Source organism: Nonomuraea sp. NPDC049709 (assembly GCF_040674815.1).
GTDB lineage: Bacteria > Actinomycetota > Actinomycetes > Streptosporangiales > Streptosporangiaceae > Nonomuraea.
Genome location: NZ_JBFANM010000003.1, coordinates 181283 through 197282 on the forward strand (window position 1 = coordinate 181283; position 16000 = coordinate 197282).

Here is a 16000-nt window from a genome sequence, read left to right on the forward strand (position 1 = left end):
CTAGACGGGTTCCGTCAGCTCCTTGCGCTGCTGCGGCACCCCGGCCAGCGAGCGCTGGCGCGTGGTGAGCATGGCGGCCACGGGGCTCGGCTCGCGCAGCCGGTTCAGCCGGTCGCGCATGCTCTTGCGCATCCGGCTGGCCTTGCGCTTCTGCATCGTCTTCTGGCAGGCCACGATGTGCTCCTTGGCCGGCTTGGGGGCGCCGCTCAGCTCGTACCCCATGGACTCCAGGCGGTCGCCGAGCATGTGCTCGCACAGCGACACCTCCCAGTCGTCCAGCCGGTTCGCCCAGCTCCCGACCCGGCTGCGGGTGACCTCGCGGTGCGTGTTGCTGTGCCAGACCTTGTGCTGCGGCACCGCCACGCTGGCCGCCTCGCGCGGCGAGATCATCGCCGGCGAGAAGTCCTCCTCCAGGAAGTGGCAGAGCTTCTTCAGCTCGGTCATCGGGTCGTCGGTGAGGTCCTCGTAGCGCAGCTCGTAGTACGTGTCCTCGGCCAGCGTGCGCTTCAGCCGGCCGCCCGCGTCGATTGCCTCGGCCCAGGTGGAGACGGCGTGGAAGGAGTCGAGGGTGTACCAGGGCATCTCCTTCAGCGAGGCCACGCAGTCGCGGCCGTCCCTGATGAGGTGGATGAACTGGGCGTCGGGGAAGAGCCGCAGCAGCAGGTCCACCTGCTTGACGTAGCTCGGCCGCTTGTCGCCCCAGCGAGCCTTGTCGAACCGGTCGGCGTACATGCGGAACGCCGTGCCGATCACCGAGCCGAGCGAGCCGGGGCCCGCCACGGCCTGCCTGACGAACTCGTCCTTGTCGATCTTGAGTTCGCGGAACTTCGTGCTGCGGTCGGTCGCGATCCACTGCGCCAGAGCCCGGCGGCGCTGGTCGATCCGCAGGTCGCCCCACGTGCGGCGGCGGTAATAAGCGGGAACGAGGAAGCGCGTCTCCGGAGGCACCGCCATACGGGGGTGCGAGTGGAGCATGAGCTGGAGCATCGTGGTGCCGGACCGCGGGCATCCGATGACGAAGACTGGTCGGTCTGACATGTCGTACTAACCCCCGAAAACTTAGACGAGAACGTGCTCTCGGCTCTCCTGAGACGAGCCCACGCCGTGCCTGCGCGTGAAGAGCCACATCCGGTAGACAAGGAAGACCTCGTTGGCCAGCAGCAGAACCCCCGACGCCACGGCGAGCGGGATCAGCGCCCATGCCCCCGCTATGGGCGCGATCACGAACACCGCCGCGTGGAACTCGATGCCGCTGACCAGGTGCGAGCGGACGCGATGCCGGGCCAGGAACCTGTTGAGCCGCCTGAAGAGCCGGAAGAACCAACGCGGCCGGGGCGCCCGCCCCAGCGGCTCGGCCGGCTCCGGCACGAGGGGATCCGGTGACAGGGGATCCAGGTCGAGCTCGGGTTCCTGCCGCTCCTCCCTGATGGCCTCGCGTACGCGCTTCATCTGCGGCGCGTTGACGTACCTGAACAGGTCCAGCACGGCCACCGCCGCGCCGAGGACGACGTAGCTCACATCGCCGGTCAGCGCGTACTGCCCGTATGCCAGCCCCCCGGCACACAGGACCACCCTGATCCGGTCCCCCACGTAGTCGAGCCAGAGGCCGAAGGGCGTCCCCGTACCCTTGAGCCTGGCTATTTTGCCGTCCACGCAGTCGATCATGAAGCTCAGATAGAAGAAGACTGCGCCCGCTATGAGCTGGTTCATTGCGAAACCGACGGCCGACCCCAGGCCGAGGACCAGCGAGAACACGGTGAGCCCGTTGGGCGTCAGCCGGGTGCGATTGGCGACGGGAAGGGTGACCCGGCAGGCGACCGGGTCCACGAAATACACGGTCCACCAGGAATCTCTCCGCTTGCGTGTCTCGTAGACGTCATCGAGCGAATAGGTCCTCATGGATCCCAGCATGACCACGCGACGCGCCGGAACGATTACTGTCTGGAACTACTGGGGCATGTCCATGCCGCTTCTTGACCAACCCGGCACCGAAAACCGCCACGCGGTGTTGGCCTCGCCGTCCCGGCACCAGCCTTTCAGCACCAAACCGCGCATTTCAGCCCGAACCTGGAGCCGCCAGGGTCCACCGCCTTCGAGGCGCTCGGGGTCGATGGCGGCCACGACGCCGTAGCGGCCCTTGCGCCGCGTCTCCAGGGGGATCCGGCGGCGTCCGTCGCTAAGCCACAGGCCGACCTTGGGGATCTTGCGATCGACGCGGTGGATGGCCACGTGGCCGCGCAGGCGGTACGCGGCGCCGGTCCGCTCGCACGAATCGACCCTGGCGATCAGCTTGAGCTCGTCGCGGGCGTCGAACACCTCGTCGGGGATGCGCAGGCGGCGGTCGCGGAAGAAGGGGTAGTCGCCGTACCAGTTGGCGACGCGGCGGCCGCGCGGCACCACGCGGGTGACGTCCTCGCGCCCGCGCCGGAACTCGCGCACGGTGCGCAGCTCGGCGACTAGGCCGCGCCCGAGCAGGTGCAGCTCCAGGCGGCGCAGCGACGGCGCGGTGGCCAGCACGTGCGGTCCCAGCTCGGCCTGCCAGGCACGGCCCAGCTCCAGCAGCGGCTCCGGGTCCTCCTCGCACCGCTCCAGCGCCTGGAACAGGAAGAGGGTGTCCTTCTCCAGCACGAGGGCGTCGAAGCCGTCGAGCAGCTCGGGCGCCCGCTCGTCGAGGAAGGCGCGCACCGCGCGGATGGCCGCCAGCCGCTCCTGGAGGTTGGGCAGCTCGGAGCGGCGCTGCGTGATCGAGGTGCCGCCCTCCTCGCGCTTGCGCCAGTGGTAGACCACCTCGCCCACCATGTCCACGCTGGTCGCCAGCACGTGGGCCTGCATGGCGACGGGCACGTCCTCGTAGATGCCGGCCGGGAAGCGCAGGCCGCAACGCTCCCAGAAGTCGCGCCGGTAGACCTTGTTCCACACGGTGCGGTCCCTGATCAGCACCTGCTTGTCGGTGATGTGGGTGCACAGCTGCGGGCGCCTGAACACCTTCTCGTGCAGGATCGACTCCTCCAGCTCGCCGTCCACGAGCCGCCTGACCGCGCCGCACGCCAGGTCGGAGCCGGTCTCGGCGAGCTTGCCGACGAGCCGCTCGTACGCCTCCGGCGGCACGACGTCATCGCTGTCGGCGAAGGCCAGGTAGGTGCCGCGGGCCTGCCTGATCCCCTGGTTGCGGGCCGGCCCCGGCCCGAGGTTGCGCTGGCCGATCAGCACGAAACGCTCGTCCCTGGCGACGAAGTCCTCGGCGACGCGCCGGCTGCCGTCCACGGAGCCGTCGTCCACGAGGATCACCTCGAGGTCGTCGAGGGTCTGGGCGGCCAGCGATTTGAGGCACTCGGTGATGTACGGCTCCACGTTGTAGAACGGGACGACGACGCTGAGCAGGGGGATCATGCCGAATTCGCTCCTTGGCTCGGTACGGGGGGTCGAGGGCAGCATGCCCCGGCGGCCCAGCTGATTCCGTGTCCGATGCCCGTCCCTGATGAGCTCTTTACCGGACGCGGAATCCGCTACGTTGTGCAATGGAACGAACACAGATAGTAGGGGGAGTAGGGGGAGCGGTGCTGAGAGACGTCCGGGACGACGATCTGCCGGTGATGCGCCGGTGGCGCAACCACCCTCGGGTGCGCGCCGCCAGCTTCACCACGCACGAGATCGCGGAGGACGAGCACGCCCGCTGGTGGGCGGCCACCCGTGCCGACGCGGGCCGGCGCGTGCTGATCTACGACCACGAGGGCACCGCCGCGGGCGTGGTGACCTACGCCGGCCTCTCGCCCGAGAGCGCCGACTGGGGCTACTACCTGGACCTCGACGGCCTGGAGCGGTCGGGGACGCTGCTGCGGGCCTGGGCCGGGCTGGAGCGGGCGGCCATCGAGCACGCCTTCGGGCCGCTCGGGCTGACGACGCTGCGGGGCGAGGTGCTGGCCGGCAACGAGCCGGTCAGGCGGCTGCACCGGCGGTTCGGGTTCGTCGAGGTGGGCGCCTACCTGCGGGAGGTGGACGGGGTGCCGCGCGACGTCGTGGCCATCGAGCTCAGGAAGGAACACGCATGATCTCCATCGGGGGACGGGCGATCGGGGCCGGCCATCCGCCGCTCGTCGTGGCGGAGCTGTCGGGCAACCACAACGGCAGCCTGGAGCGGGCGCTGGCCATCGTGGACGCGGTGGCCGAGGCCGGAGCGCACGCGCTGAAGCTGCAGACGTACCTGCCGGACACGCTGACCATCGACTGCGACGGGCCCGCGTTCCGCGTGGGCGACGAGCACGAGCTGTGGGGTGGCGAGAACCTCTACCGGCTCTTCGAACGCGCCCACACGCCGTGGGAGTGGCACGAGCCGATCTTCCGGCGGGCGCGCGAGCGCGGGCTGATCGCGTTCTCGGCGCCCTTCGACCCCACGGCGGTCGAGTTCCTGGAGAAGCTGGGCGTGCCGGCGTACAAGATCGCTTCGTCGGAGATCGTGGACCTGCCGCTGATCCGGCTGGCGGCCGCCACGGGCAAGCCGCTGATCATCTCCACGGGGATGGCCACCATCTCCGAGATCGACGCCGCGGTGTCGGCCGCCCGCGAGGCCGGGTGCGCCCAGCTCGCCGTGCTGTCGTGCACGGCCTCCTACCCGGCCGCGCCCTCGGAGAGCAACCTGCGCTCGCTGCCGCTGCTGGCCGCGCTCACGGGCGAGGTGGTGGGCCTGTCCGACCACACCCCCGGGATCGGGGCCGCGCTGGCGTCCGTGGCGCTGGGGGCGTGCCTGATCGAGAAGCACGTCACCATGTCGCGGGCCGAGGGCGGGGTGGACGCGGCGTTCTCGCTGGAGCCGGCCGAGCTGGCGGCGCTGGTGGCGGAGAGCGAGCGGGCCTGGCAGTCGCTGGGCGACGTGACCATCGGGCCACGGCCCTCGGAGCGCGAGGGGCTGCGCTTCCGGCGCTCGCTGTACGTGGTGCGCGACGTGAGCGCGGGCGAGCCGGTGACGCCGGACAACGTACGCTCGATCCGGCCCGCGGGCGGTCTGCCCCCGGACTCGGCCGGGCAGGTGATGGGCCGGCGCTTCACCCGGGACGTGCCCTTCGGCACCCCGCTCACCTGGGACCTGATCTAGCCGATCGCGAGCAGGGCGTCGGCGACCCGCTCCCGGCCCCTGCCGTCCACCAGGCCGCGGCCTCGCGCGCCCAACTCCTCGCGGGCGGCGGGGTCGCCGAGCAGGCGGGCCAGCACGCCGACGGCCTCCGCGCCCGCCTCGCCCCCCAGGCCCGCCGCCGCGCCCCGGCCCACGAGCTCCTCGTAGCCGATGAGCTGGTTGTCCGCCACCCAGCTCAACGCCGTGGGCACGCCGAGGTAGAGCAGCTCCCAGACGGCGGAGCCGGCCGCGGTGAGCACGAGGTCGGCCCCGGCCATCAGCTCGGGCAGCCGGTCCGTCGGCGGGATCACGGTGATCGGCCCGCCCGCCTCGAACGGCGCCGGGCTGACGACCGTGCCGTGGAAGGGCCGCCCGGTCGCCCTGAGGGCCCGCGCCCAGGCCGGGGCGACGCCCGCGCTGTCGGTGCCGCCGAAGAAGCACAACACGCGCGGGACGTCGCCGCCGCCGGGCGCCCGCGTTCGCCGCCGCACGCTGTCGCGCAGCAGCACGTACGGGGCCCCCGCCAGGCGCCGGGTCCGCCGCGGGAAGGGCCGCCGCTCGGCGCCGAGGTTCTGGTCGAGGTAGAGGTCGGCCTCCTGGCCCAGCGGGTCGCCGTCCACGATCGCCAGCACCGCGAGCCCGGCCTCCCTGAGCACCACGCCCGTCTTGTCCGGCAGCTCGTAGGAGTCGAGCACCACGGCGTCCAGGCCCAGGCCACGGGCCAGCGCGGCCAGCCGTACGGGCTCCTGGGGCGCGGGCACCAGCCGGAACCCGCGCTCGCGAAGCTGCGCCCGCGCCCAGTCCGAGCCGCGCACCTCCCCCAGGAAGACCACCTCGACGCCCCGCGCGCACAGCTCCTCCGCCAGCGCCACGCACCGCACCAGGTGGCCAACCCCGCTCCGGACCCCGGCGTCGCAGCGGAAACCCACCCGGCCGCCCGGGCGACCGGGGCCTGCTCCGCCTGTCATGCGTCCTGCAGGGCCTTCTGCCGGACGTGGGCGTTGAGCCCGCACACCTCGGGCCGCTCGCGCAGCCAGCCCACCAGCGTCCTGGCCGGCAGGCAGCGGTCGCCCAGCTCGGCCACCACCGTGGAGATCAGCCGCCAGTCGTCCTCGGTGTCGAGCGTGACCCGCAGGTCGTCGGCGGCGGGCCGGTAGGCCAGCCCGAGCAACCGGGCGTCGCCGGGGTGTTCGTAGACGTAGGAGGTCACGTGGGTGCGGTGGAAGCCGCTGGCCTCCTCGTCGGCCCGCCGGAACGCGGCCCGGCCGGCGATTTCCACGTCGAGCCCGCGCGGCAGCGTGCGCGCCAGGCTCGTGCTCAGGTAGTCGAGCCCCGGGACGGCGCGGAAGACCAGCGCCGCCTCCCTGATCACGGCCGGGTCCAGCAGCGGGCAGTCGGCCGTGAACCGCATCATGGCGTCCCACCGCCGCCCCGCCAGCGCCTGCGCGAACCGGGTCAGCACGTCGTCCACCGGCCCCCGGTGCCAGGCCACGCCCAGCCGGCGGCACTCGTCGACCACCGCGTCGTCGGCCGGCTCGGTCGTGGTGGCGACGAGGAGGTCGTCGAGCGCGCCCGCCTCCCGCGCGGCGCGGACCACCCACCCCAGCACGGATCGGCCCCCCAGCTCCCGCAGCACCTTCCCCGGCAGGCGGGTCGAGCCCATGCGAGCCTGAACTATTCCGACAATACGCACCGAAGCCCCATTCCCCCGTGTGACTCTGTGTCGCTGTCCGATCGCGCTATGCTACCGCCTGCCACGACGACTACAGCGCGTAAGCGCGACTCCAGGGGGCCACGTGAGCATTCTCAGTGGATCGTCGATTCTGATCACCGGAGGAACGGGGTCCTTCGGCAAGGCGTTCATCCGTCACGCGCTCGACTCGCTCGGGGTCCGCCGCCTGGTGGTCTTCTCCCGCGACGAGCTCAAGCAGTACGAGACCAGGCAGCTCTTCGACGACGACGAGCGGCTGCGCTGGTTCATCGGCGACGTCCGCGACCGCGACCGCCTGACCCGCGCCATGCACGGCGTCGAATACGTGGTCCACGCCGCCGCGCTCAAGCAGGTCGACACCGCCGAGTACAACCCGTTCGAGTACGTCCGCACCAACGTCGCCGGCTCGCAGAACGTCGTGGAGGCCGCGATCGACTGCGGGGTGCGCAAGGTCGTCGCGCTCTCCACCGACAAGGCCTCCAGCCCGATCAACCTGTACGGCGCCACGAAGCTGGTCGCCGACAAGCTGTTCGTCTCGGCCAACCACTACGCCGCCGCCCACGAGACCCGCTTCGCCGTGGTCCGCTACGGCAACGTCGTCGGCAGCCGGGGCTCGGTGATCCCGCTCTTCCAGCGGCTGGCCGAGCAGGGCGGCAGCCTGCCGATCACCGACAAGCGCATGACCAGGTTCTGGATCACGCTGGAGCAGGCGGTCAGGTTCGTGGTGGACTCGTTCGACCTGATGCAGGGCGGCGAGCTGTACGTGCCGCGCATCCCCAGCATGCGCATCACCGACCTGGCCGAGGCCCTGGCCCCGAACAGCCCGATCTACGAGATCGGCGTGCGCCCGGGCGAGAAGCTGCACGAGGAGATGATCGGCCCCGACGACGGCCGCAGGACGCTGCGCCTGTCCGACCGCTACGTGGTCCAGCCCACGATCGCGACCTGGGGCTACGTGCCGCCGAAGACCGGCGAGCAGCTGCCCGAGGGCTTCACCTACCGCTCCGACAGCAACGAGCAGTGGCTGTCGGTCGACGACCTGCGCGGCATGGTGACCGGCTGATGCTGCCCTACGGACGCCAGTCGATCGAGGAGTCCGACGTCGCGGCGGTCGCCGAGGTGCTGCGCGGCGACTGGCTGACGACCGGGCCCGCGGTCGGCGAGTTCGAGGCGGAGCTGGCCCGCTGGACGGGTGGCGTGCCATGCGTGTCGGTCACGTCGGGCACCGCGGCGCTGCACGTCGCCTACGTGGCGGCCGGGGTGCGGGCGGGCGACGAGGTGGTCACCTCGCCGCTGACGTTCGTGGCCACGGCCGCCACGGCCGCGCTGCTGGGCGCGCGGGTGGTCTTCGCCGACGTGCGTCCCGACACGGGCAACCTCGATCCCGACGCCGCGGCCGCGCTGGTCACCGGCCGGACGCGGGCGATCACGGCGGTGGACTACGCGGGCCACCCGGCCGACTACGACGAGCTGCGGGAGGTCGCCGACCGGGCCGGGGCGGTGCTGGTGAGCGACGCGGCGCACTCGATCGGGGCGGCGTACAAGGACCGGCCGGTGGGGGCGCTGGCGGATCTGACCACGTTCTCGTTCTTCCCGACCAAGACCGTGACGACGGCGGAGGGCGGGGCCGTGGCCGCGGCCGACCCCGAGCTGTTCCGGCGGGCCGCCCGCTTCCGGAACCACGGCCTGGTCAGGGACCCCGCCGAGCAGCGCACTCCCTGCGAGGGCGGCTGGCACCAGGAGGTGCACGAGTTCGGGCTCAACTACCGGCTGCCCGACGTGCTCTGCGCGCTCGGCCTCAGCCAGCTGCGGCGGCTGGCGCGCTTCCGCGAGCGGCGCACCGAGCTGGTCGCGCGCTACAACGTGCTGCTGCGTGACGTGCCGGGGCTGACGCTGCCCGCCCAGCACGCCTACGTGCGGCCGAGCTGGCACCTCTACCCCGTCCGGGTCGGCGGCGGGCGCCGGCGCGAGGTCTACGAGCGCATGCGCGCCGCCGGGATCGGGGTCCAGGTCAACTACGTGCCTGCCTACTGGCACCCGGTGTTCGAGGACCTCGGCTACCGGCGCGGTCTCTGCCCGGAAGCCGAGTCCTACTACGCCGAGGAGCTGTCGCTGCCGTTGTTCCCGGCCCTGACCGACGCGCAGCAGGAGCACGTCGTGGAGACGCTGACCGGCATCCTGGCCTGAGCCGGCGCCGGGGCCGCGCTCCGGTCAGCGCTCCGGTCAGCGCCCCGGTCAGCGCCCCGGTCAGCGCCCCGGTCAGCGTTCCGCCAGCAGCAGGCAGCCGTCCTCGCCCCGGTCGATGAGGAAACGCCGCTCCTCCCGGTCGGCGCCCTCCACGGTGGCGATCGCCCGCTGCCTCGTGCGCACCAGGGGGCGGATGGCCCGGCCCTGGTCGATGAGCACCTCCCACCACGACTCGTGGCCGACGCACTCGTCGATGTCGGCCAGCGGCACCCGCGCGTGGAAGTCCTGGCCGGCCAGCGCCACCGGGAAGTACATCTCCTCGCCGTCGCTCCTGCGCCGCAGCCTGAGCACCGGCTCGCCGTCGCCGACGTCGGACATCTCCCCCGAGAACACCAGGTCGCCGCCGTCCAGCCGGCAGTCGCCGATGATCGCCTGGGCCGTGCGCAGGCGTATCCCCCAGGCGCCTCTCGAGCTGCGCACCGGCACCAGCCACACGCCCGACCTGCGGCGCGGCGCCGGGATCAGCGGCGGCAGCCAGCGCGGCCCGGCCACCCTGCTCTCCAGCTTCAGCCCGTGGCTCCGCAGCCGCACGCACAGGTCCCAGTGGCCGTGCCTGGCCAGCTGCACCCGCGACAGCGCGACCGGGTCGAACGCGAACCTGAACGGGAACGCGTGCTCCGGCAGCCGCCTGCCGTCCTCCTGCTCGACGCTCTCCCACGCGGGCGTGCTCTCCTCGTCGGAGAGCTGCAGGGTCTCGCCGGTCCCGCGCTCCTCCAGCCAGATCCGTACGCGCACCCGCCGCAGCCCGCTCACGTCGAACCTGCCGACGGCCACCCGCCCCGACCCGTGCAGCACGCCGTCGCGCCAGTCGAGGCTCACCAGCCTGGCCTGCAGGCCCAGCTCGCCGGAGAGCTCCGACAGGTGAACGGGCATCGACGGGTGCCGGCCGTACCAGCGCTTGCGCAGCAACCCCTCCGAGCTCATCCCGGGCCGCAGGCTGCCCTCCCGGGACTGGGCGAAGAGGTCGGCCAGCTCGGCCAGGCGGCGCCGGTGCAGCAGGTGGACCAGGAGGCGGTGCTCGAACGGGATGCTCTGCCAGGCCTCCCGCGACACGCCGTCGAGGTAGCGGACGGCCAGGTCCACCAGGTCCGGGTCCGCCGCCGTGCCCATGGCGGCCATCGCCTCCACCGCGACGCCCATGTCGATGTCCAGCGTGTCGCGGTCGAAGTCGGGCCTGAGCTTCGGCGCCCCGCGGCCGAGCAGCTCGGCGGTCTGCAGCACCGACAGGAGCCGGTCGCGCAGGTTGCCCGGCTCCAGGCAGCGCTGGGTGATGGAGGCGCCGGGCTCGTCGCGCTGCCGCCAGTGGTAGACGACCCTGGCCAGCACGTCCACCGAGCCGGCTCCGACGTGGGCGGCCATGGCGACGGGCTGGTCCTCGTACATGCGCTCGGGGAAGCTCAGGCCCAGGCTGTCCCAGAAGCTGCGGCGGTAGACCTTGTTCCACAACATGCGGTCGCGGACCAGCAGCGGGTGGCGGGTGATGTGGGTGCGCCTGACCGCCCGGGCGAACGCCTCCCGGTGCGCCCACGACGGGATGAGCAGGTTGCGGTGGAGGCGCATGACGTTTCCGCAGGCCAGGTCGGAGCCGGTGGTCTCGAGCGAGGACACCAGCCGCTTGAACGCGTCACGCGGCACGGTGTCGTCGCCGTCCACGAAGGCGAGGTAGTCGCCGCTCGCGCGGCGCACCCCGACGTTGCGGGCGTGGCCCACCCCGTGGTTGTCCTGCCTGATGAGGGTGATCCGCGGGTCGGTGGCCTGCCGGGACTCGACGACGGCCGAGCCTCCGTCGCCGCTGCCGTCGTCCACGCAGATCACCTCCAGCTCCCCCAGCGTCTGGGCGGCTATGGAGTCAAGGCAGGGTCCGATGTACTTCTCGACGTTGTGGAACGGGACGATCACCGAAAGAACCGGCACATGTACTCCTCATCGTTTCCTCAGCCGGACAGCAGGCGGATGACGCGGCGGGCGACCTTGCGGGGCCGGGCCAGGCGGCGGGAAAGGCGGTAGCCGAGCGTCCTGCGGTAGGCGGTGGCCTTGCGCTGGGTCCTGCGCAGCTTGGCCTTGGCCCTGACCAGCTCGCGCTCGCGGTAGGACAGCTTGGTCTCCAGGCGGGAGATCCTGGCCAGGGCCGCGGTGAGCTGGTCGGCCAGGCGGTCACGCGCGCCCAGCAGGTCGCGGTAGGTCGGAGCGTGCTCGGTCAGCTCGGCGGGCTGGCCCAGCTCGGCGTCGAGCTTGCGGGCCCGGTCGAGGTCGCGCTGGTCGCACGACCGGCCGGCCATGCCGCACAGGGTCAGCGTGAGCTGGTCGGCCTCCAGCGGCCACGGCCACGGGTGGTGGTGGCCGGCCGCCAGCAGCCGGACCGCGAACCGCCACAGGATCCGGCAGAGCACGACGTGCGGCTCGGGCCGCGTGGCCGGGCCCGACGGCGGGTTGACGGCGGCGAACCGCTCGCCGTCGTAGACCAGGCTGTCGGTCGCCGCCGACGCGTCGCCGCCCGACTCCAGCCAGTCGGCCAGCTCGGCGAGCAGCTCGCGGACGGTCCTGACGTCCTCGCGGGCGCACGCCTCGACGAGGATCTCCTCCACCACGCGGCCGGCCGGGATCGGCCGCTCCTCGCCGCCGGGCAGGCGCCGGGTGCCCCCGGGGGTGAGCTCGTACAGGGCGGGGCCCTCCTCGATGAGGCCCAGCGGCAGCTCGACCGCCGGGGCCTCGGCCACGCCGTGCGGGGGGCGGGAGGCCACGGCCAGCCAGAGCGGGGCCAGCTCCTCCCCCAGCCGGTGCCGGAAGACCAGCCTGGTCAGCCGCAGCGGGTCGGCCACCAGCATCCGGTCGCCGTCCTTGGCGCTCAGCGGGAACGTGAGCGCCTCGGGCAGGTCGAACGCCAGCGCCTCCCTGGACAGCAGCGAGCGCGGCGTCTGCCGGTCGGGGTAGGCCGCGTAGCACCGCTGCATGCTGAGCCCGGCGGACTCCAGCCCGAGGTCGAGCGCCCCGGGGCCGCTGGGGTAGCTGGGGTCGAAGCCGTGCGGCGCCCACTGGTCGTCGGCGCACTCCCGATCGGCGGGCCTGGCCTCGATGAACCGGTCCACGCCCAGGTCGTTGCGGACACCGAGGACCAGCCGCCCGCCGGGCGCGACGAGGTCGGCCAGCGCTTCGAGCGACTCGTTCCAGGCGGCGGCCGGGGCCTCGGCCGAGTGCGTGCGCAGCAGCCCGTCCAGTGCCAGCACCAGGTCGTACGGCTCGTCCGCGGCCAGCAGCTCCAGCCGCCCGCAGTAGACCGCCAGCCCCGGATGCCGCTCTCCCAGCGCGCAGGCGTCAGGGTAGGAGCGCAGCAGCACGGCGGCCGACGGAGCCCGCGCGACCACGTCGTCCACCAGCGCCTGAGGATGCGGCCCGACCAGCAGCACCCTGCCGCTCTCCGGGACCATCCGCCTGATCAGCTCCAGCGCCGCGCCCCGCCAGCCGGTGACGCCGCCCATGCCGGACACGTCCGACCACAGCAGCATCTCCCCGCCGATCAACCGGACGTTCTCGGGTGCCTCACTCGTGCGCGTGCTCGTGCTCATGCGCAGCGCACCCGCTTCCAACCGAACATTCGCCGTAGCTCCTCCGGTGTCGCCTGATACTCGAATCCCAGCTCGCGCCGCGCCACCTCGGCCGCCAGCCCCGGATCGACGTGCGTGCCGTGCAGTTCGGGCCAGAGCCGCATGCGGCGCGCCGTGCCGCCGTATTCGGGCCGCTCGTCCTCGAACTGCATCGGGTCCCCGTACACGCCCAGCTCGCACCCCACCGAGGCGCCGTAGAACAGCGCGCTGCCGAGCCTGTTGGAGGCCACCCTGCGGTGGCGCCGCAACTCGACCAGCTGCTTGCGCAGGAAGTCGCGGCCCTTTCCCTCCCAGCGGGATCCGCGCTCGCCATGGCAGATGACCCGGAATCCCCTCGATTCGTACGCATGTCGAATGTCCGGATTTGCGAATTCCAGCCAATAAAGACATACCGTGACCGGACCAGTCTCGACATCTCGGATTTCGTCGGCGAGCCGAGCATGGTCACCGCTGACGGAACTCTTCTCCCAGCCGTGAAAGGGATACCAGATCGTACCCTTGCGATCGGGCCGCGCGCCCAGATCAGGCTCCAGGTAAAGGAGGTAAATCCAGGGGGCGCCGACGAGGTAGTGACTCCTGCGCCCCATCGACCAGCCCCTGCGACGTAGCACGTCCGACCAGATGAAACGGGGATAACCGGGGCTGCACCAGTGGTCGTTCGGGGGAAATCCGTGGAGATAGTTCCATCCATGCTGGAGGAAACCTTGAATTCGCTTTGGCGCCTCGTCCGGCAGGCCGCAGTATCTGCCGAGTATGCGGGAGTGCCCGTACCAGTGATTGGATTCGTCCATCATTCCCCCCGTACGGTTGCCGTGTCCCATCCGACATTCCCAGCCCCCAACGCGGGTCACGCCTCGTTATACGGTTCCATTACTCAGGTCGGGGCCTTGGTTTTCTCCTGACACCCAATTGCCGCTACACTTCGTCGTGGCTTGAGGACAGAGAGTGAGAGTGATCATGAGTCATCTCGACCGCCTGCGGGCCGTGTTCCGCACGGCGCTCAACCTTCCGCCCGACGCCGACGTCGACGGCCTGGAATACCGGGCCATCCCCCAGTGGGACTCCCTGGCGCACATGGCGCTGATCGCGGCGATGGAGGACGAGTTCTCCATCATGATCGACACCGACGAAATGATCGACATGAGCTCGTTCGCCAAGGCGGCCGGGCTGCTGGAGAAGCATGGCATCGGCGCGGCCGCCCTCTGAGACACCCACTGAGACATCCACGGTGACATCCGCGGTGACCTCCACTGTGACCTCCATGGAGGCGCCGGCCGAGCCCGGCGTCGCGCTCGTCACCGGGTCGACGAGGGGCATCGGCCGGGCCATCGCCGGCACGCTCGCCGCGACCGGCCACGCGGTCGTGCTCCACGGCCGCGACGAGGAGCGGGCCGCGAAGGCGGCGGCGGAGGTGGCGGCCGAGACCGGCGGCGCGACCGACTCCGTCCACGGCGACGTGGCCGACCCCGCTCAGGTCTCCGCCATGATGCGGCGGATCTACCAGCGGCACGGCCGGCTCGACGCCCTCGTGGTCAACGCCGGCGTCCACGAGGCCGGCCTGCTCGGCATGACGCGCCACGAGACGGTAGGCCACCTCTTCGAGGTCAACGCCATCGGGGCCACGCACACCCTGCAGGCCGCCATCAGGCTGCTGCGCCGCGGCGCGGCCCCCGCCGTGGTGCTGGTCACCTCGATCATGGGCCGCGCCGGCGGCCCCGGCCAGGCGGTCTACTCCGCGACCAAGGCCGCGGTCATCGGCCTCACCCGGGCCGCGGCGAAGGAGCTCGGGCCCGCCGGGGTCCGGGTCAACGCCGTGGCCCCCGGCTACATCAGGACCGACATGCTCGCCACGCTCGACGACCGGGCGCGCGCGGCCCGGGTCGAGGCGACCCCGCTCGGCCGCATCGGCGAGCCCGGCGACGTCGCCCGGGCCGTGGCGTTCCTGCTGTCGTCGGACGCGGCCTTCATCACCGGCCAGGTCCTCGGCGTGGACGGCGGGCTGGTCCTGTGATGTTCCCGCACCCACAAGCCCGGCTCGTCGTCTCGGGTAACGGACAGGGGATCCGAGGCGACGAGCTGGCCAAATACGTCGGCCGCGCGGCCGCGAACCTGGACGGCCTGCGGCCGGGGCCGCTGTTCTGCGCGATGCGCAACACCCTGGCCTCCGTGTTCTGCTACCTCGGCGCCTGGCACGCCGGCCGGCCGGTCGCGCTGCTCGACCCCGACCTGCCGGCCGCGACGCTGGCCGACCTGTCGGAGCGGTTCAAGCCCGCCGCGCTGCTCGGGTTCACGCACACGCTCGACGGCCCGCCACCGCCGCGCCGCGACGCGCCCGACCCGCATCCCGATCTCGGCCTGCTCCTGGCCACCTCGGGCTCGACGGGCAATCCCAAGCTCGTCCGCCTCTCGCGCCAGGCCGTGCTCGCCAACGCCGCCGCCATCGCCTCCGCCCTGTCGATCGGACCCGGCGAGATCGCGCCGACGAGCCTGCCCCTGCACTACAGCTACGGCCTGTCGGTGCTCAACAGCCACCTGGTGGCGGGCGGGACCGTGGTGCTGACCGAGGCGGGGCTGCTGGAGCGCTCGTTCTGGGCCGACCTGCACGACCACGGCTGCACGTCGCTGGCCGCGGTCCCCTACCAGTACACGATGTTGCGCCGCATGCGCTTCGACCGGTCGAACTACCCGGCGCTCACCACGCTCACCCAGGCCGGCGGGCGGCTGGCCCCCGAGCTGGTGAAGGAGTTCGCCGAGCAGGCCGACCGGTTCTTCGTCATGTACGGGCAGACGGAGGCCACGGCCCGCATCGCCGTCCTGCCGCCCGACCGGCTCGCCGACAAGCCGGGCTCGGTCGGCGTCGCCGTCCCCGGCGGACGGCTGACCGTCGAGGACGGCGAGGTCGTCTACCACGGTCCCAACGTCATGATGGGCTACGCCGACGACGCCGCCGACCTGGCCCGGGGCGACGACCTGGGCGGGGTGCTGCGCACGGGCGACCTGGGGCGGCTCGACGAAGAGGGGTTCCTGCACGTCACCGGGCGGCTCAAGCGCATCGCGAAGGTCTTCGGCACCCGGGTCAACCTCGACGACGTCGAGCGCATGCTGCGCGGCACGGGGCCGGTGGCGGTCACCAGCGGCGACGACCGGGTGACCATCTGGACCGAGCGGGTCGGCGACCCGGCGGCGCGCGTGAGCATGGCCCGGCGGCTGGGGGCCGAGCTGCGGCTGCACTGGAGCGGGTTCGACGTGCGCCACATCGAGCACCTGCCGCTCCTGGCCACGGGCAAGGTGGACTATCGGACGCTGGAGTCCCTCACATGACCGAGGTGGATG

15 protein-coding genes are annotated in these 16000 nt (G+C 72.2%); 7 read left to right on the plus strand and 8 right to left on the minus strand.

The window, feature by feature from the left end:
- Genes AB0J69_RS04390 through AB0J69_RS04400 form a run of 3 tightly spaced genes read right to left on the minus strand, consistent with a single transcriptional unit; the run spans position 1 to position 3390 of the window.
- Entirely contained in the window at positions 1 to 1038 is a 1038-nt protein-coding gene (locus AB0J69_RS04390; RefSeq protein WP_364112777.1) for a sulfotransferase, read from the minus strand.
- Between the two features lie 21 nt (positions 1039 to 1059).
- Positions 1060 to 1899 carry a CDP-alcohol phosphatidyltransferase family protein gene (locus AB0J69_RS04395; protein WP_364112779.1) on the minus strand — a complete coding sequence of 280 codons (840 nt, stop codon included), beginning with the start codon at positions 1897 to 1899 and terminating at the stop codon, positions 1060 to 1062.
- 48 nt (positions 1900 to 1947) lie between these two features.
- Positions 1948 to 3390 carry a glycosyltransferase family 2 protein gene (locus tag AB0J69_RS04400; RefSeq protein WP_364112781.1) on the minus strand — a complete coding sequence of 481 codons (1443 nt, stop codon included), beginning with the start codon at positions 3388 to 3390 and terminating at the stop codon, positions 1948 to 1950.
- A gap of 167 nt (positions 3391 to 3557) precedes the next feature.
- On the opposite strand from AB0J69_RS04400, the gene AB0J69_RS04405 reads away from it, so the two are divergent.
- Positions 3558 to 4049: a GNAT family N-acetyltransferase gene (locus tag AB0J69_RS04405; RefSeq protein ID WP_364112783.1), complete on the plus strand. Its 492-nt coding sequence runs from the start codon at positions 3558 to 3560 to the stop codon at positions 4047 to 4049.
- Positions 4046 to 5089 carry a pseudaminic acid synthase gene (gene pseI / locus AB0J69_RS04410; RefSeq protein ID WP_364112785.1) on the plus strand — a complete coding sequence of 348 codons (1044 nt, stop codon included), beginning with the start codon at positions 4046 to 4048 and terminating at the stop codon, positions 5087 to 5089. The genes AB0J69_RS04405 and pseI overlap by 4 nt, the downstream gene beginning before the upstream one ends.
- On the opposite strand, the gene AB0J69_RS04415 is transcribed toward pseI, so the two are convergent.
- A complete protein-coding gene (locus AB0J69_RS04415; protein ID WP_364112787.1) occupies positions 5086 to 5979 on the minus strand; it encodes a hypothetical protein in 894 nt (297 codons plus the stop codon). The genes pseI and AB0J69_RS04415 overlap by 4 nt on opposite strands.
- A gap of 92 nt (positions 5980 to 6071) precedes the next feature.
- Complete coding sequence (locus AB0J69_RS04420; protein WP_364112789.1) at positions 6072 to 6800, minus strand: NTP transferase domain-containing protein; 729 nt, start codon at positions 6798 to 6800, stop codon at positions 6072 to 6074.
- A 103-nt stretch (positions 6801 to 6903) separates the two neighbouring features.
- Between AB0J69_RS04420 and pseB the strand changes: the two genes are divergently transcribed.
- On the plus strand, positions 6904 to 7881 hold the full coding sequence (gene pseB, locus AB0J69_RS04425; protein WP_364112791.1) for a UDP-N-acetylglucosamine 4,6-dehydratase (inverting): 978 nt from the start codon (positions 6904 to 6906) through the stop codon (positions 7879 to 7881).
- Positions 7881 to 9005 (plus strand): aminotransferase class I/II-fold pyridoxal phosphate-dependent enzyme, encoded by a 1125-nt coding sequence (locus AB0J69_RS04430; protein ID WP_364112793.1) that lies wholly within the window; start codon positions 7881 to 7883, stop codon positions 9003 to 9005. The genes pseB and AB0J69_RS04430 overlap by 1 nt, the downstream gene beginning before the upstream one ends.
- Positions 9006 to 9077: 72 nt before the next feature.
- Here the strand turns inward: AB0J69_RS04430 and AB0J69_RS04435 are convergent, their stop codons facing one another.
- Genes AB0J69_RS04435 through AB0J69_RS04445 form a run of 3 tightly spaced genes read right to left on the minus strand, consistent with a single transcriptional unit; the run spans position 9078 to position 13458 of the window.
- Positions 9078 to 10979: a glycosyltransferase gene (locus AB0J69_RS04435; protein WP_364112795.1), complete on the minus strand. Its 1902-nt coding sequence runs from the start codon at positions 10977 to 10979 to the stop codon at positions 9078 to 9080.
- A 20-nt stretch (positions 10980 to 10999) separates the two neighbouring features.
- Positions 11000 to 12628 (minus strand): hypothetical protein, encoded by a 1629-nt coding sequence (locus AB0J69_RS04440; protein WP_364112797.1) that lies wholly within the window; start codon positions 12626 to 12628, stop codon positions 11000 to 11002.
- Entirely contained in the window at positions 12625 to 13458 is an 834-nt protein-coding gene (locus AB0J69_RS04445) for a hypothetical protein (protein WP_364112799.1), read from the minus strand. Before AB0J69_RS04445 ends, AB0J69_RS04440 begins: the two co-directional genes overlap by 4 nt.
- A 166-nt stretch (positions 13459 to 13624) precedes the next feature.
- On the opposite strand from AB0J69_RS04445, the gene AB0J69_RS04450 reads away from it, so the two are divergent.
- From AB0J69_RS04450 to AB0J69_RS04460, 3 genes are read left to right on the plus strand one after another with little or no spacing between them, the layout of a single operon-like run.
- On the plus strand, positions 13625 to 13873 hold the full coding sequence (locus AB0J69_RS04450; RefSeq protein WP_364112801.1) for an acyl carrier protein: 249 nt from the start codon (positions 13625 to 13627) through the stop codon (positions 13871 to 13873).
- A 34-nt stretch (positions 13874 to 13907) separates the two neighbouring features.
- Entirely contained in the window at positions 13908 to 14678 is a 771-nt protein-coding gene (locus AB0J69_RS04455; protein WP_364112803.1) for an SDR family oxidoreductase, read from the plus strand.
- Complete coding sequence (locus tag AB0J69_RS04460) at positions 14678 to 15988, plus strand: AMP-binding protein (RefSeq protein WP_364112805.1); 1311 nt, start codon at positions 14678 to 14680, stop codon at positions 15986 to 15988. The genes AB0J69_RS04455 and AB0J69_RS04460 overlap by 1 nt, the downstream gene beginning before the upstream one ends.
- Positions 15989 to 16000 lie beyond the last annotated feature (12 nt).

Coding starts and splice junctions, on each gene's coding strand:
- AB0J69_RS04450 (WP_364112801.1), top strand. CDS start 13,625: ATGAGTCATCTCGACCGCCTGCGGGCCGTGTTCCGCACGGCGCTCAAC.
- AB0J69_RS04400 (WP_364112781.1), bottom strand. CDS start 3,390: ATGATCCCCCTGCTCAGCGTCGTCGTCCCGTTCTACAACGTGGAGCCG.
- AB0J69_RS04395 (WP_364112779.1), bottom strand. CDS start 1,899: ATGAGGACCTATTCGCTCGATGACGTCTACGAGACACGCAAGCGGAGA.
- pseI (WP_364112785.1), top strand. CDS start 4,046: ATGATCTCCATCGGGGGACGGGCGATCGGGGCCGGCCATCCGCCGCTC.
- AB0J69_RS04430 (WP_364112793.1), top strand. CDS start 7,881: ATGCTGCCCTACGGACGCCAGTCGATCGAGGAGTCCGACGTCGCGGCG.
- AB0J69_RS04460 (WP_364112805.1), top strand. CDS start 14,678: ATGTTCCCGCACCCACAAGCCCGGCTCGTCGTCTCGGGTAACGGACAG.
- AB0J69_RS04440 (WP_364112797.1), bottom strand. CDS start 12,628: ATGAGCACGAGCACGCGCACGAGTGAGGCACCCGAGAACGTCCGGTTG.
- AB0J69_RS04445 (WP_364112799.1), bottom strand. CDS start 13,458: ATGGACGAATCCAATCACTGGTACGGGCACTCCCGCATACTCGGCAGA.
- AB0J69_RS04390 (WP_364112777.1), bottom strand. CDS start 1,038: ATGTCAGACCGACCAGTCTTCGTCATCGGATGCCCGCGGTCCGGCACC.